Here is a 16,034-nt window from a genome sequence, read left to right as displayed (position 1 = left end):
TGGCACTATCCAGACTTTTATATATGATCTTCTATCGAAACCTGCGTTTCCATTAATTTCATTGAGCGCAAAATTGTAAATCTAATCCACAACAAACGATTATCATTTAAAAAAGTATAACTTAATCGGCGATTTATCATCCTAAAACACGACCGTTAAGTATTATTGTAAACTATTTATAATAAAGCAAAGGCTAATAGATGAAGTCCCTGTTAACATTATCGTCGATTCGCTTTATCGGATGCCGGGAACGTTGAAGTGCAGTTTTTTTACTTATCCTTAATGCAATTCATGAGCATTTTCTGGCTATAACATGGTAAATATAGGTTACTTTATGCCGGCCTTACGGCCCCGGTATACCGCCCGACCGTTCGGGGGAAGAATAATGGAGCCCCCGACCAGGCAATAATCTACCTATTCCATGAAATATAACGTATAATTGACCTTATTTTAGCAAAATAACCATAAATGGTTGCTTAATAGTTATAATCGCTAAAAATTAGACTTATTTCTCCAGTAGTGCTTTAAAATACGCATAATATTAAACAACATATCCTACTATCAGATGTAATGGAGGAGGTAAGATAAACATGTTCAGGAAACTTATGATGGCACTAGCTGTAGTCCTCGTAGCGGCGGCATTCATACTTCCCGCGTCGGCCTGGTGGGGCACGTGGGGCGGCTGGGGCCCATGGGGCAGCGGTTTCGGCTGGAGTCCCTTTGGGACAGGCTTTTCGTCGTACACTACGTCGTCCACGTATACTGCCAGCTTCACCGGCGCCTCTGGCTTTGGCTGGGACGGCTTCGGCTGGGGTTCGCCGTATTGGGGCACCGGCTATGGCTTTGGCGGCTGCGGCTTCGGTGGCTACGGCCTCGGTGGCTACGGCCTCGGCGGCTTCGGTGGCTTCTGCTAGGGTGAGCGAATAAGCGAGTTGGTCGGGGATCGTCACAAATCCCTTTTCTATTTTATCGTTATTTTTTACCGGGCATTAATAATGGCTTAGAACTGGCCAGTTTTCACTAATTCGGCAGGCAATATTCAACACTATGTCGTGCCTCATTTCTAATGGGAGGAGTTGTGTAGATGTTCAAGAAACTGATTGCAGCAGTGACAGCTTTCGCCATATTTGCCGTAACGGCCCTTCCGGCCGCGGCCTGTGGCTTTGGCTTCGGCGTTGGCTTCGGCTTTGGGACTTTGGGGTTCGGTCCCTTTGGGCCATTCGGTCCTTTTGGCCCCTTCGGTGCCTTTGGCCCCTTCGGTGCCTTTGGCCCCTTCGGCTGGGGCTACTGGTAAGCTCTGATCTCAGGGAAGCTCGCTTCCCGTACTATTTTTTATATTTGCTTATTCATTAGAATACTATAGTTTATAACTCTATTAGAAAAGATTATAAGGCTAAAATATAGCTTATTTTAGGTAATTAAGCCTATAAATATCTCCGTTATTAATAATCGCTCTTAAAAGCCCCTATTTTCACTAAATGTACAGGCAATATTAAATGCCCCGGTTAGCATTTCCGTATTTGACAGGAGGTACTATACAGGTATGTTCAAGAGACTTTTAGCTTTGGGCGCGGCGGGCATCGCAATAACGCTTTCGACTTTGCCGGCCAGCGCATGGCTGGGCGGATTCGGCTGCGGCTCAGGATGCGGATGCGCCGGCCTAGGCATTTGTGGCGGCGTGCTGCCCGGCTGGTGGGGCCCGATCGCAGCTATGGGCTGGCCCATGGGACTCTTCGGTGGCCTGGGCTGCTGGTAAGCAGCCCTTTTTCCATTTTTATGAGGCGGGCATGTACGATATCTTAAACTACATCATGGGCTTCGGCACGATGTTCGATGCGGCTTTCGGTCATGGTACAGTGCTCGGCAGCGGGTTCGCTTTACTGGCTAAGTTCGGCTATCCACTTTGCGGCGGCTTCTGGTAATAACCCGTTTTAAGCCCGCGAAGCTTGCTAAGCCCGCGAAGACCGTTTCGAGCGCGAAATCCGCGAAGCTAACGCGAAGACCGCGAAGACTCTATTAAAGAAATTAATTATGACTTCTGTGTTGAATTACTCCCGTATTTTAAGCTTCATAAGGGCACGGAGGGCACTATTTTTCACCACAGAGGCACGAAGAGCACGGAGGCCCACAAAGTTTTCTTTTTAAATTAAGTTACAAAGAATCACAAAGCCGGTTCATTGACATCAGGGCACGAAGGATACAAAGACACAGTGGAATGAACATGATAGCACTTTTTGCCCCTGTGCCTTCATATCCTGTATCTTAAAAGTCCAAAAAGCGGCTTTGTGCCCTTTGTCTCTTAATTATAAAAAAGACTTTGTGGGCCTCCGTGCCCATAGTGCCTTTGTGGTGAAAAATAGTGCCTCCGTACACTCCGAGACTTAAAAGGGCATATTCAACACAGCAATTTCTTTAATAAGGTCTTCGCGGGCTTAGCAAGCTTCGCGGGCTTAAAAATTTAAAAAGACTATGCGTTGCCCATGTCGCGCACGCGCTGCCGCGCGTGGTCCACGTAGCTGGCGTACTGGGGCGGCGCACAGTCGATGAACTTCCGGTAGGCCTCGACGGCCATCGTATTCATGTTGGCCGTATCGAGGGCGAAGCCCAGGTTATAATATGCCTCGGCATAGTCCGGCCTGAGGCATACCGCGATGTTGTACTCGTCGATGGCCTCCTTGAGCAGACCTTTCTTGCCCAGGATCACGCCCAGGTTATAATGGGCGTTGGCGTCGTCTGCCTTCAGGCGGATCGTCTCCCGCAGCTCGCGGATGGCCTCGTCGACCAGGCCCTTGTTATCGTAAGCCAGGCCAAGGTTATAGTGAGCGTTGGCGTCGTCCGGCTGCAGGCGCAGCGCTTCCAGGTATTCGGAGACGGCGTCGTCCACAAGGCCGCGGTAGTCCAGGATGATGCCGAGGTTGTTATGGGCCCTGGCATAGTCGGGCTTGATATTCAAGGCCTCGCGATACTCCTTGATCGCCTCGTCAAGCTGGCCGCGGTTCGCCATGACCACGCCCAGGTTATAGTGCGTGTTGGCATCGTCGGGCTGGAGGCGCAGGGCCTCGAGTAATTCGGCGGCCGCATCGTCGTAAAGGCCTTTATAGTTATAGGCCAGGCCGAGGTAATAGTGGGCGTTGACTTCGTCCGGCTTCGACTGCAGGACGGACTTGAACTCGACAATGGCTTCATCCAGCAGGCCCTTTTTACCCAGGACAACGCCCAGATTATAGTGAACATTGGCGTCGTCCGGCACCATGTGGAGCGTTTCCCGCAGCTCGCGGATGGCGTCGTCGAGCATGTTCTTCTCGTTGAAAGCCATGCCCAGCTGGTACCGGGCATTGAAGTCCTCGGGCCTGAGCCAGATGACCTCTCTGAATTCCTTTATTGCCTCATCCAGCAGGCCCTTCTTCACGAGGGCCATGCCGAGGTTATAATGATAGCCGGGCTCATCGGAACGCTGCTCGATGGCGATGGTGTATTCGCCGATAGCTTCATCCAGCAGGCCCTTCTTATCCAGGACGACCGCCAGGTTGAAGTGCGCTTCCGAGTACTCGGGCCGGATCCTGAGGGCCTCTTTAAATTCACGGACGGCCTCGTCGACCATGCCCTTATCGTTAAGCGCCAGCGCCAGGTTATTATGCGCCTGTGCGTCCTCGGGCTTGAGCCGGACAACTTCAATATACTCACGAATGGCGTTGTCGACCAGGCCCTTCTTATTCAGCGCCAGGCCCAGATAATAGTGAGCGTTCGCATCCTCGGGGCGCAAATGAACCGCCTCCCGGAACTCCCGGATGGATTCGTCGACCATGCTCTTTTTACCATAGATCGTGGCCAGGTTATAGTGCGCTTCCGCATAGTCCGGCCGCAGTCTCACGGCTTCCTTGTACTCGCGGATGGCGTCGTCGAGCATGCCTTTCTTACCAAAGACGACGGCCAGGTTGTAGAATGCTTCGGCGAGGTCCGGCTTCAGGCGGTAAGCCTCGCGGAACTCCCGGATTGCATGGTCCAGCAGGCCCTTCTTGCTCAGCGCCAGGCCCAGGTTATAGTGCGCTTCCGGATCGTCGGGCTTCAGCCAGACGACCTCCCGGAACTCTTTAATGGTATCTTCCAGGAATCCCTTGTCGTCGAGCGCCACGCCCAGGTTATTCCGCGCCTTCACGTCGTCGGGCTTGAGCCGCAGGGCTTCCCGGTATTCCCGGATAGCATCATCCAGCTGGCCTTTATAGTCGTAGGCCAGCCCGAGATTGTAATGGGCTTCGGCATAGTCGGGGCGGAGCCTGATGGCGTCCTTGAGCTCGCGGATCGCGTCGTCCATGAGGTTCTTCTTTCCGAAGACCACGCCCAGATTATAATGGGCTTCGGCATAGTTTGGCCTCAGCCAGATGGCTTCCCGTAATTCCTTGATCGCGTCGTCCAGGGCGCCTTTACTGCAAAAGACGTAGCCGAGCTTGAAGTGAGCCTCCGCGTAATTGGGCTTGATCTTGACCGCGTCCTTGAATTCCTGGGCGGCCTCGTCCAGGGCGTTCCTGGATGCCAGGGCGACACCAAGATTATAATGTGCTTCCGAGTCGTCGGGCCTGAGCCTGACTGCAGCATAATACTCCTTGATGGCCTCGTCAATCTGGCCCCGGTAATCCAGCAGAATGCCCAGATTGTTATGCGCTTTTGCATAGTCGGGCTTGATCCTCACGGCCTCGCGGTATTCGCGGATTGCCTGGTCGAACAGGCCTTTCTTGCTCAGGGCCAGGCCGAGGTTATAGTGACCCTCGGCGTCGTCGGGCTTCAGCCAGACGGACTCGCGGAATTCCACGATGGCCTCGTCGACCAGGCCCTTATAGTCGAGCGATACGCCTAAATTATAGTGCGCTTCGGCGTCGTCGGGCTTGAGCTCGATGGCGTCACGGAATGCCTTGATGGCGTCGTCGAGCAGGCCCTTCTTACCGAGCACGACGCCCATGTTATAGTGAACTTCCGGATAGTCGGGGTTTATCCTGAGCGCGTCCTTGAATTCTTTAACCGCTTCATCGAGCTGGTTTCGCTTTCCTAGCGCGATGCCCAGGTTATAGTGAGCTCTTGCATAGTCGGGGTTCAGTCTCAGGGATTCACGGTATTCCTTAATGGCATCGTCGATAAAGCCTTTATCGTCCAGCGCCACGCCCAGGTTATAGTGCGCTTCGGGGAAATCCGGGTTCAGCCTTACGGCCTCTCGGAACTCCCGGATGGCATCGTCCAGCAGGCCTTTATCGTCCAGGGCCACGGCCAGATTATAGTGGGCCTCCGCATAGTCCGGCTTCTGCCGTACCGCTTCCGAATACTCCCGTATCGCCTCATCTAAGACGAGCTTTACATCCTGTATCGAATCGATGCTCGAACGAACATCCACGCTATACGCTACACTAGCCCGGGGGTTGACTGCCCGCTGCATGAATGGTTCGTTCTTGTGCTTCGAATTCCCTGTAATTATATCGAAGAAGCTTTTTATCCCGCTCATTCACAAGAACCCCTTTTTGTCCCCCAATAGGCCCCCTGTTCGTTTTTTCTCGATGCGATACACATGCGAAGCAATGGCTTATTGTATATAAGTAGCGATTTATTCTAATTGGAACATTATTTCGAGTTGCTTCGCAACCGCTTATCATACTAATTGCCATTGTATTATGGGGTATTAAATATTTCTGTGCTTCAAAAAATTGTAACAAATAATTCCACATTTAAAAGTGACCAAATTTATTTGTTTTAAATAAAATAAAATATTTAGGTACTCAAGATACGACCTTGTTCCTGAGCATGCCGATATTCTCGACCTCGATCTCGATCGTGTCGCCTGGCTTCATGGGGCCGACCCCAGGAGGCGTGCCTGTCGCGATGACGTCCCCGGCCTCAAGGGTCATGACGCCGGATATGAACTCGACAAGACTGTATACATTGAAGATCATGTCCTTCGTGTTCGAGCTCTGCCTGGCCTCGCCGTTCAGCTTCGCCTTGATATTCAGGCTCAGCGGATCGATGTCGGTGGATATGAATGGCCCGATGGGCGAGAACGTGTCGAAGCTCTTGGCACGAGTCCACTGGATGTCTTTTCTCTGAAGGTCCCGTGCCGTGACATCGTTGAAACACGTGTAGCCTAATATATGGTCCTTCGCCTTTTCCTTCTTAACATGCCGTGTCCGCCGGCTGATGACGACGGCCAGCTCGGCCTCGTAGTCCACGCGCTGCGACTGTTTAGGATAAACGATATTTTCTTCATTTGCGATAAGGCTGGAAGGCGGCTTCAAGAATAGGACGGGCTCTTCGGGAATACGCTCGTTCAGCTCCTTCGCATGCTCGACGTAATTGCACCCGACACAGACGATCTTGCTCGGTGTGCAGGGGGGCAGGATTTTCACTTCATCCAGCTTATATTCCTTGCCGCCAAGCATTGAGTGAACCTTACCCTCGATAACTTCTCCGGTGAATACCCTGTGATTATACCTGAACCTTCCGATAAATGTCATAGTTTCATCCTCCTGCCGCTCGCATCCCGGGCATATTTTCCGAATTCGGCGTCTAAAAGAACATTCCCCATGAATACGGGACCGTCCTTGCATACCCTCAGTCCGTCGGGGTCTATGCAGCAGCTCCCGCATACGCCAATGCCGCATTTCAGGTATCGCTGTATGCTGAACTGCGCGCAGGGCGCCAGCTTATGCCCGTCCAGGATGCTCAGGACCCGGTACATCATCTTTTCCGGGCCACAACAATATATTTGGGTGTACTTGCTTAAGTCCATGTTGGTCATCAGGCCCGTGACAAAGCCCTTCTGGCCATAAGTCCCGTCGTCCGTGGCGATAAACGTTTCTCCGGCCTTCCTGAACCTCCCCTCAAAATGGACCTCTTCCTTGTTACGATAGCCGGCCAGCGTCGTGACCTTTACGCCTATGGAGGCAGCCTTCTCCGCCAGCGGCGCCAGCGGCGCCGAGCCCACGCCGCCCGAAATGAGCAGTATATCCTCGCCGACAAGCTCCCAGCCGTTACCGTAGGGGCCGCGAATGCCCAGGGAGTCGCCTTCCTTGAGCCTGAACATAGCTTCGGTAGCATCGCCGACCTTTTGCACGGTGATGGCATCGTCATACGAGAGCGTCATGGGCACCTCGTCCACGCCTCTAGCCCAGACCATTAAAAATTGGCCGGGCTTGCCCCGGAGCCAGTCGGACGTATCCAGCCTGTAGGTGCGGATCGTCGGCGTCTCCTCGACGATCTCGAGTATTTTAGCACTTATCGGCCTCATGCTTCACCACCCGGTACGCCATTCCGATCAGGTCTTCAAGCTTCAGGCTCTTTCGGTCCAGATAGTCGGATAGTCCCATGGATACCGACGCAAAGATGCCGATATCATCGTATACTGCGGATCCGATTTCTATTGCTGCCGCCCCGGCCATCAGAAGCTCGACGGCATCGGCCCAGTTAGATACGCCGCCGACGCCGATTATCGGTATATCGAGGGCCGCGTACAGATCGTAGATGCAGCGTACTGCCACAGGCTTAATGGCCGAACCGGAGAGGCCGCCATGGATATTGCCCAGTATCGGGTAGCCGCTGTCGATATCGATGGCCATGGCCTTGACCGTGTTAATGGCCACGACCGCGTCGGCGCCGCCTTCCTGAGCCGCCCGGCCTATGGCCGTTATATCGGTGACGTTCGGCGTCAGCTTGACCCAGACCGGGGCTTTCACCGCGCTCTTTACGGTACGCGTTATGGCTCTTACAAGCGCAGGGTCTGTGCCCACCTGCATGCCGTAGCCTATCGCATGCGGACAGCTCACGTTGAGCTCGTAAGCCGATGCGCCCGGCAGGCCTTTTGCCACTTCCTTAAACTCAGCCTCGGTAGCCCCGAAGATGCTCGCGATGACGGGCACGCCCGATTCCTTCGCGATCTCCAGTTCCGGTAAAAATTCCTCATAAGATGGATTGGGCAGGCCCATGGCGTTAATGTAGCCGCACTCCAGTTTTACCATGGACGGGTTGGGGTGGCCAGGCTTGGGCTCGACTCCGATAGACTTGGTGACGACGGCGCCCGCGCCCATGGATGCCACTCTCTTGAGCGACGCCCCGGTGGTGCCTAATATGCCGGCTGCCAGTATCGTAGGGTTGGCCAGCGTCAGGCCGCCCGTTTCGACAGTTAGTTTCATGCCTGCTCATCTAAGAAGAGGTATCCTGCAAATATAGTTTTTGTCTCTTCTAATGCCACTACACAAATCCTTATATAACGACCTTTAGCGAAACATATTTTAGATGTATGCGGACGTGAAAAAACGCAGACATTCGGTCCAGAAAGAGGAAGAGATAGAAGAGTTTATTTTTGCGCGATGACCGGTGCCTCTTCCGAGTTTTTCTTATATTCCTTGCCGATAAAGAAGCCCCTGCCGATGACATCGCCCATGCTATAGTACATCCACTTGGGGAACGTCAGTATGATGGGGTCGATCTTCTTGATATCGGGCCGGTCCTCGGTCATGCATTCCTTATCGATAAAAACATCCATGATCTCCGCAATATGGAGCGTCCGGTTCGGGAGGTCTATTGACTTAAAGAGCTTGCACTCCATGTTGACCGGGAAGTCTTTGATCATCGGGGCCGTGCCAAGCTTGCCGTAGAAGATCTCGAACAGTGCCGACTTATCGACCTTCGAGCCCGAGACGATGCCGCAGTAGTCCGTAACGACCATCTGCTTCGTATTCGGTACGTTAACGCTGAACGTATTGTTCTCCAGGATTCCCAGGTTCGTATACTTCTTCTGGCCGATGGCGACCGTTAACATGGGCGGGCTGATGTTGGTAAAGCCGGTCCATCCGACGGTCATGAAGTTAGGCTTTCCTTTAACGTTAGCGCCCACCAGCACCGTGGGAGTAGGCATCATAAAAGGGACGTTATGTATCGATATTTTCTCCATGGCATCACCAATAGTTTATCAGCTTAGTATATAATAGATTTTTCTATAAGGCTTATTATCTAAATCGTTCTATGGCCTTATATATGTCATGTAAGATATATCCTATAATATACGTTTTATAAAATATACTTAAAGTCATAATAACAATCGTCTCATTCGAAAATACATTCTTCTCTGGCAATATTTATGTAGTATAAGCGATTTTTATATAATAGCTTATCTAGCGGTCAAAATATCTATTGGGGGCATATATGCCATCGCAAGTAAATCCTCAGAAATGCAGCGGATGCGGCACGTGCGCAGAGAAGTGTCCGGAGGAGGCCATAACCATGGATCTCATACCTTACGTCGACCCGGATAAATGCACCGAATGCGGAATATGTGTCATAATATGCCAGTATGGGGCAAGGGATATCGAGGAAGTCATGAAATATGTAAACCGCATGGCTTCCCATTAGCAGGCTTTTTTTATCAATTTGAATATATAGAATCTAAACGCCAATCTTCTGCGACAGGATGCTTACGCGCCAGTCCTGGTTCTCCTTAAGCATCAGGTCGTTAGCCCTCTCGAGCAGTTTACCCAGGGTCTCCCTATCGCCCGCAAGGCGCATCTGCTGGCTTATGGAAAACAGCGGCGCGATCATCTGGCTATAGCGCTCGGCGTTCCGCTTGTATTCCCGGTGCAGCTGGAAGCCCACGAGCAGGGCGCCCACCGTGGGGAAAACGATACCGATGAACGTGAGGTAATTCGCGTTGGCCAGGAATTCGGGCAACAGCTCCTCGAGCTCCGAGGCGTGCATGAACGACGCGATGAGGGTGGCTATGAACATGGCATATCCCGTCAGATCCAGCACTTCCATCCTATGCTTGTTCTTCTCGTACTTGCTGCTATAGAAGGAGAGCTGATCATCCACCCAGGCTTCCAGCAGGAACTTTTTCGAGGCCTCGAAAGGCACGTCCGATGAGAGCTTTTGCCTTGAATTTAGAGTCCAGCCGAAGGCCTTCACGATCCAGTAGTCCGACTGCTGGGAAATCGTAAAATACGGCGGATATTTCAAGGGCGTGAACTCGATGCCCGCCGTGGACAGGAAGATGGCGATGCGCAGCCGCTCGGCCAGAAAGCGATAATCGATCCAGTTCCGGTGGATTTTAAAATGCTCGAGGCCCCACAGGAGGATCAGCACGCACAGGATAATGAAAAACTCGACCCAGATGAGGTAATATGGCGGGCCCGGGATAAATAGCGTCTGGATGGCGACGGCGATGACGGCCAGCGCCGAAAAGAGGTAGATGAGGGCGCCGGCCCAATTATAATAGGCTTGATAGCGCTTGGCCAGCAGGCTGGCCCGGGCATACTTGGGCAGCAGGTCCTCCTTCATGGGCAGGAGCCGCTCCCGGGGCAGGCCCGCCTTTTCCGACTTCTTCTCCAGCGATTCGAAGCGCCGATCCACGTATTCTTCGAATGTCTTCGCATTCAGGTGCTCTCCGTTGAATACGTCGAGGTACTTGAGCGAGTCATAGACCCAGTCCTTATTCCATTCTTCCGTGATCTCGCCCGTGGCGATGTTAATTATGAAGAGGGACTGGCCCAGGTTTCGGGCGTACTCGAGGATGTCGCCAGTGCCGCCTTTTCCGCAGGGCGGCTGGCCGTTCCAGACCACGATGAGCACGTCAGAGGCGTGCACGACATAGCGCCCTACGGGCACATAGGCTTCCGTAGCCGGCCTCATGGTGTCTAAAATTTTTACCGAGCGGGCGCGCCCCAGGAGTATTTTAAACTCCTCATACGAGCTCCGGCCCGTGAAGTCCTTTTTATATTCTTCTTCCGGAAACGGGAGAATGACCTCTAGCTTAGGCTTATATTCCGGGTCCGCCTTCGCCCAGTCCAGCACTTCCCAGGCAACGATACGGTCGGACCCCTCGGCGAGGGGTGAAATTACCACAAACGTGTGCGGCGAGTTATGCAGGTTTTCCGTGAGCCACTTGTCCAGTGTATCGAGGATCTGGCGCATACAGTCGCTCACCAGGATCGCCTGCGAGTCGGTCAGTTTCCGGTGGCCGGTGACGCCGATGCGGATGGTGGCCGGGATGCGGGAATCCTTCAGGATATCCCGGTTCGGCGCGGCCATGGCCTGCCGTTCGATAAGGGTCTGCGAAGCGCACATGGGGATCGTCAGCGGTACTACCGCCTATGCTGTAGATTCACCGTTGCCCTATTATAGGTTGCCATGGCGGGCCTTAATCGGCGAGCTTGCCAGTATCCTTGTCCACCGTCATCATGACGTTGATGGAGGCGTTCTCGGCGCCCTGGCTATACTTGACGAGGTCGTAGCTGAAGGCTTTCCACGTCCCGATCTTTCCCTGGCCCCCGAAGTTTCGGGCCGCGAAGTCGGCTTCCAGGAGCGACCGGTCCGTGCTCGCTCCCAGGTAGAGCACGTCACCCTCTTTAAAAGTATAATTCGTCGAGAATTGCACATAGCCGTCCTCATTGGTGACGTCGGATAAGTGCTGGTCGCCGATGTCCGCCGCATGCGGAATGCAGGATAAGAAATAGACGGTGACGCCGGGGACGGAATCTCCCGTTGCATTGATCACATGCACGACGGCGTCGACCTTCGTTGGCTGAGGCTTATTGCCATCGAACCAGGGGCAGATACAGCCATTGATAGCCAGGCAGGCGGCCACGATCACGATCACCAGGGTCCAGCGACTAGTAATAAACGAGTTCAACCTCAATGCCTCCATGACTTAACTTAATATTACTAATGATGACGATTTTATTTAACGATTACTTATCAAGCGAAAAAAATTACGGACAGGGCTTAAGCCCTGCCCATGCACTTCTTTACACTACCTATGGCTTATATATCAATATGTTGCCCCACGTGGTCAGCTGTGTCGGGTCGGCATCGTTGGCGGCGCCCGGCTGGTTATCGTAGACCACCGCGCCAGTCGTCGAGTCCCAGATCTTGATCCGGAACTTATCCGCCGGCGGGTTCCACTGATTATTGTTCCCCGAATCGATGGTGCTGAGGACAAATTTATAGGTCTTCGAGCCATTGCCGATGAACTTGCCCGTACCCTGGTATATGGCCTTAGAGCCCGAGACGACGAGCCAGTCATAGCTGGACGACTGGAACCACGGGTCGAGTCCGTTCAGTATCATGAATTCGGTGATACCCTGGAGCGTGGTGACTTTTTTCACCGTTACGTAGGCCGAGGCGAATCCAAAGGCGGCCGGGCCGCTCTTGGCCGGTTTCCAGGCATAGGCGCCCGCGGGCGAATTGAAGCCGCCGACGCCGATGACCGCGCCGGCATTGGGATCGTAGATGACGACGAAGTCGAAGGTCGTCGAGTTCTTGTTCCCGGCCTTATCGGTCACATTCAGGCCGATGGTGTATGTTCCGGGTGCCGTGAACCTGTGCGTGCCGTTGACAACCATTTTCACGTTGTCGATGGTGGCCGCGGTATCGGGCGACCCGTCATCCCAGCTCCACGTGGCGCTTGCCAGCCCGCTGGTATCGGTGAACGTATCATTGACCGTTATCGTTGAGTTTATGGGCAGCGGGACCGTGGGCGTCTTTATCGTTCCCAGCACGGGGGGTAGCATGTCGACGTAGATGTTATCGTTGACCGTCAAAGTCTGCGTATTACCGGCCTTATCCTGAGCCGTCACGGTGACGGAGCCATTGTTCCAGTCTCCCGGCACGGGCGACGGTACTGTCTTCGTGATGGTCGACGCACTGACGCCCGACGTCGGGTCGAAATTGTTGAAGGTCATGGTGACCGACTTGTTAATCCACGTTTTATCCGCGGGCGTCCGCCCGAGATATGTGATCACAGGGCACGTCTTGTCGACGGATATCGTCGGGAGCGCCTTGGCCGCTTCCGTATTGCCTTCTCCGTCCACGGCCCAGTATTTGACCGTCGTCTTGCCGTCCGAGGTTATATTGATGGTTGCAGTGCTGCCCGCGACCTGTACGGTGTCCCCATCGTTCAGGCTATAGCAGATGTGATCGACCGTCGACCCCCCGGTATCCGAAGACGATAATTGGACGGTGACATTACTGTTATACCAGCCATTATTACCATTCGGCGAAGCCGGCGATATGGCATATGAGGTAGACGGTGGCGTCTTATCGTTTGATCCGCTGGCCATGATCCATACGGGATCGCTGCTCGGGCTCCCGAGCTCGGCTTTCACCGGATCGCTCAGCGTGATGGTGAAGGCCTTCGTGTCCAATGACGTCGGATTATTGATGGTCAGGTATAGGCTCTGCTTCGACCCCGTGCCAAAGTCCAGGGTGACCGGCGCATACACCGGCTGGTCTTTCCACGTGAAATCCTTACCATAGACGGCCGTGCCGTTTATCAGGTTGACGTTGACCTTTATGTCATCCTGGGAATTGCCCCACCGGTTTGCCAGCACATCGACCTTTACGATTCCGGCCCCGTTGGTCACCGTATAGCCGTTGACCGCGAATCTGACCGTGGAATAGTCGCTATCCAATATCGTTACGGTCGTCGACGGCTCGCCAATGGCCACATTATCCATCGATGAAAGGCGGATATTGAAGTTCTTATTGTTACCCGGGATATTATCGTCCAGGATCGTGACCGGAATGGATAACTGATTCCTGGCGCCCTGTTTTTGGAAAGTCAGCGTGCCGGTATTAAGATTATAATCGATCCCCGATATTGCCGCCAGATCTCCCGAGCCACTCAGGGCCTCGTATTTAACCGTGACATTCTTGCCATCCAGTACGCTCGGATCCCAGTTAGCATCGACGACCACATTTAGCGACTTCGAATTCTCATCGACCTGGTAGGTCTGCTGCTCGAAGGAGATGCTCGCGTTCGGCGTCGACGGTATCGATGGTATATTGCCATTGGTCAGGTCCATCAGGGTGGCATAGGCATCGACGATGCCCGCGCCGTAGTACGCGCTCGCCTGGGGCGTATAGCCGGCGGGCTTTCGGGCATTATCCATCAAGAGCTCCTTGACCTGGGAAGGCTTGAGCGATGGGTTGATCTGCAGCATCAGGGCCGCGACCGCGGCCACCTCGGGCGTCGCCATTGACGTCCCCCGATCGACCATATAGTAATTCGAATAGTTGGTCAGTGGGCTGTCCACGCCATTATTCAAGACGGGCTTTGCAGCAATGACCGTTTCGCCGACGCCCATGATGTCAGGCTTTGCCACGGCATGCGGCGCGGGACCGTGGGAGCTGAAGAATGACACGGTATCATTCCGGGCCACCGAGCCGACCGTGATGGCCGAGGGCGCATCTGCTGGCGCCTCAACCGTACCGGTGGGGCCGGTATTGCCCGCTGATATGACGACGACGATACCCTTCTGGATCGCATTCTCCACGTATTGCGTGAAGAGCGGATCGGGCACGCCTGAATTCAAGGACATTGAGATGATGTCCGGTAATCTCCCGCCGGGCATCTTCGACTTATTGGTGGCGTAGTCCAGGGCCATTTCGACGATCGAGGAGGGCGCATCGCCCGTCGCGCCCGCGACCTTGAAGCACATTAGATTGGCCCCTGTAGCGATGCCTTTAAAGGGTCCGCGCATCGCGGTATAATTCGGGTCATTCTTCGCCAGATTCTCGTATCCATTAATGGTTCTCAAATAGATGCCGGGGCCCCCCGTGGCATTCATCGAAGATACGCCGCTTCCCGCGATCTCGCTGGCGATGAACGTGCCGTGCCCGTTATTATCCTTAGCGATCGTCCCCGGATCACCGGTCATAACGGTGAAATCTCGTTCCAGCACGACCTTACCCTTGAGGTCCGGGTGCGTATCGTCGACGCCCGTGTCTATGATGCATATATTAATGCCACTGCCATCGATGGTCCCGTATTTTTGGTTGAGATTGGCGTCCGTCCAGATGTTCCGGACGTCCGTCTGGTTGACCACCTGGTCCATGGAGATGTGGACAGGATAGTCCTTCGTCATGGATTTTACGCCTGGCACACTGGCCACCTGGCCGACCGCACTATCCGGTATTCTTACCGCCATGGCGTCGACCAGCGTGTAGGTGTATACGACCTCTCCTCCGGAGGCTTTCACCTGGAGGGCCACTTGATCGTGGGCAGTCTGCGATCCGGCCTGCGGCATATCGTCAAAGGCCACGACATAGGTCGATAGCGATTGCGTATAAACGGCGCTCACGCCGGCTCCATCATTCACCTGCCGGGCCAGAGATACCTGCGTTGACAACACGATGGTTGCCGCCAGGAATAGAATAAGCAGGGAACGAAGACTTAAGGGAGATCGCTTACCAGGTCTACCATTTATAATTCCTTTACCTGCCCGATTGTTATCGACCCTATTATCAGTCTTTATGCCGGTCATCGGACTCACCTCACTGTGTTGCCACATAGCTGTACACCTCCGAGCTGACGATATTGCCATTCTGCAATATATCGAGCTGAACGCTGTAAGATCCGTGCGACGCCAAAGGCCTCGCGCAGTTGAAAGTCGCCTGGATTAAATTATCCTGGACGGGCTGGACGTTCACGCTATAGCTATCGGCGGGAACCGGGTTCCACTGCGAATCGTAGAGCGTCCATTGCGTCGTTAGGCCGCTGGCGGGGAGGCTCGTATAAAGAGTAAACGGGCCGCTATCCGACACGGGATCCGTCGGGCCTATGATCATCCCCGGCCGCACGTTAACGTCCAGCGGGTCGCTCGTCGCAAAGCCTATCCGGTACGTCAGGTCCTTCAAGACTTCGATGCTGGGCGTATAGATCCCCGGCGTCTTGTAGACATGGGATGCCCCCTGGAGTGGCCCTATATGGACGATCCCATTAACATCCGGATGGGTCGATGCACTCGTGTCCACGTCGCCCCAATGGTATATCACCTGGACTTCGGTGGTATTGGGCAGGTTTGTCGGTATGTCAACGCTGGCATCAATTTCCTCGTTCACGGCCGCGTCGTGGGAACCAAAGGCCTTTCCGCCTTTAATGATCTGCGCCCCGTTGGCCGACACGTCCATTCCCTTCTGGACGCAGGCCATCGCCGGGTAGTTCCACGATGCGATCATGGTATCCGTAGACATATTTATAGTGCCATCCTGTTTTTCGAGCCAGAACG

14 protein-coding genes are annotated in these 16,034 nt (G+C 53.8%); 5 read left to right on the top strand and 9 right to left on the bottom strand.

Going from position 1 to position 16,034, the window contains the following annotated elements:
• The first annotated feature begins 590 nt into the window (after window positions 1-590).
• The 4 genes from VMC84_RS04320 (at window position 591) to VMC84_RS04305 (ending at window position 1,922) form a co-directional block, all read left to right on the top strand.
• Window positions 591-914 carry a hypothetical protein gene (locus tag VMC84_RS04320; protein ID WP_325378496.1) on the top strand — a complete coding sequence of 108 codons (324 nt, stop codon included), beginning with the start codon at window positions 591-593 and terminating at the stop codon, window positions 912-914.
• A gap of 170 nt (window positions 915-1,084) precedes the next feature.
• Window positions 1,085-1,294 (top strand): hypothetical protein, encoded by a 210-nt coding sequence (locus tag VMC84_RS04315; RefSeq protein ID WP_325378494.1) that lies wholly within the window; start codon window positions 1,085-1,087, stop codon window positions 1,292-1,294.
• Between the two features lie 249 nt (window positions 1,295-1,543).
• Entirely contained in the window at window positions 1,544-1,756 is a 213-nt protein-coding gene (locus VMC84_RS04310; RefSeq protein ID WP_325378493.1) for a hypothetical protein, read from the top strand.
• Between the two features lie 31 nt (window positions 1,757-1,787).
• Entirely contained in the window at window positions 1,788-1,922 is a 135-nt protein-coding gene (locus VMC84_RS04305) for a hypothetical protein (protein WP_325378491.1), read from the top strand.
• 545 nt (window positions 1,923-2,467) lie between these two features.
• Here the strand turns inward: VMC84_RS04305 and VMC84_RS04300 are convergent.
• The 5 genes from VMC84_RS04300 to VMC84_RS04280 all read right to left on the bottom strand — a co-directional run bounded on the left by VMC84_RS04300 (window position 2,468) and on the right by VMC84_RS04280 (window position 8,926).
• Window positions 2,468-5,488 carry a tetratricopeptide repeat protein gene (locus VMC84_RS04300; protein ID WP_325378489.1) on the bottom strand — a complete coding sequence of 1,007 codons (3,021 nt, stop codon included), beginning with the start codon at window positions 5,486-5,488 and terminating at the stop codon, window positions 2,468-2,470.
• Window positions 5,489-5,759: 271 nt separating this feature from the next.
• Window positions 5,760-6,491, bottom strand: coding sequence for a fumarylacetoacetate hydrolase family protein (locus VMC84_RS04295; protein ID WP_325378487.1), 732 nt, complete (start codon window positions 6,489-6,491; stop codon window positions 5,760-5,762).
• Window positions 6,488-7,264 carry a dihydroorotate dehydrogenase electron transfer subunit gene (locus tag VMC84_RS04290; RefSeq protein WP_325378485.1) on the bottom strand — a complete coding sequence of 259 codons (777 nt, stop codon included), beginning with the start codon at window positions 7,262-7,264 and terminating at the stop codon, window positions 6,488-6,490. The genes VMC84_RS04295 and VMC84_RS04290 overlap by 4 nt, the downstream gene beginning before the upstream one ends.
• Complete coding sequence (locus VMC84_RS04285) at window positions 7,245-8,165, bottom strand: dihydroorotate dehydrogenase (RefSeq protein WP_325378483.1); 921 nt, start codon at window positions 8,163-8,165, stop codon at window positions 7,245-7,247. The genes VMC84_RS04290 and VMC84_RS04285 overlap by 20 nt, the downstream gene beginning before the upstream one ends.
• Window positions 8,166-8,329: 164 nt before the next feature.
• Entirely contained in the window at window positions 8,330-8,926 is a 597-nt protein-coding gene (locus VMC84_RS04280) for a flavin reductase family protein (RefSeq protein WP_325378481.1), read from the bottom strand.
• 251 nt (window positions 8,927-9,177) lie between these two features.
• Here VMC84_RS04280 and VMC84_RS04275 point away from each other — a divergent pair, with 251 nt between their 5' ends.
• Window positions 9,178-9,384 carry an ATP-binding protein gene (locus VMC84_RS04275; protein WP_325378479.1) on the top strand — a complete coding sequence of 69 codons (207 nt, stop codon included), beginning with the start codon at window positions 9,178-9,180 and terminating at the stop codon, window positions 9,382-9,384.
• Window positions 9,385-9,417: 33 nt separating this feature from the next.
• On the opposite strand, the gene VMC84_RS04270 is transcribed toward VMC84_RS04275, so the two are convergent.
• From VMC84_RS04270 to VMC84_RS04255, 4 genes are all read right to left on the bottom strand, one after another.
• Entirely contained in the window at window positions 9,418-11,091 is a 1,674-nt protein-coding gene (locus VMC84_RS04270; protein ID WP_325378477.1) for a hypothetical protein, read from the bottom strand.
• Window positions 11,092-11,164: 73 nt separating this feature from the next.
• Window positions 11,165-11,656, bottom strand: coding sequence for a hypothetical protein (locus VMC84_RS04265; RefSeq protein ID WP_325378475.1), 492 nt, complete (start codon window positions 11,654-11,656; stop codon window positions 11,165-11,167).
• Window positions 11,657-11,780: 124 nt separating this feature from the next.
• Window positions 11,781-15,158 (bottom strand): S8 family serine peptidase, encoded by a 3,378-nt coding sequence (locus tag VMC84_RS04260; RefSeq protein ID WP_325378473.1) that lies wholly within the window; start codon window positions 15,156-15,158, stop codon window positions 11,781-11,783.
• Between the two features lie 142 nt (window positions 15,159-15,300).
• Window positions 15,301-16,034: hypothetical protein (locus VMC84_RS04255; protein ID WP_325378472.1), on the bottom strand; the 734-nt coding region annotated here is incomplete at its 5' end.

It is taken from the genome of Methanocella sp. (assembly GCF_035506375.1).
In the GTDB taxonomy this organism is placed as follows: domain Archaea; phylum Halobacteriota; class Methanocellia; order Methanocellales; family Methanocellaceae; genus Methanocella.
The sequence above is the reverse complement of the archived record's forward strand: the minus strand, read 5'-3'. Positions and strand labels throughout refer to the sequence as shown.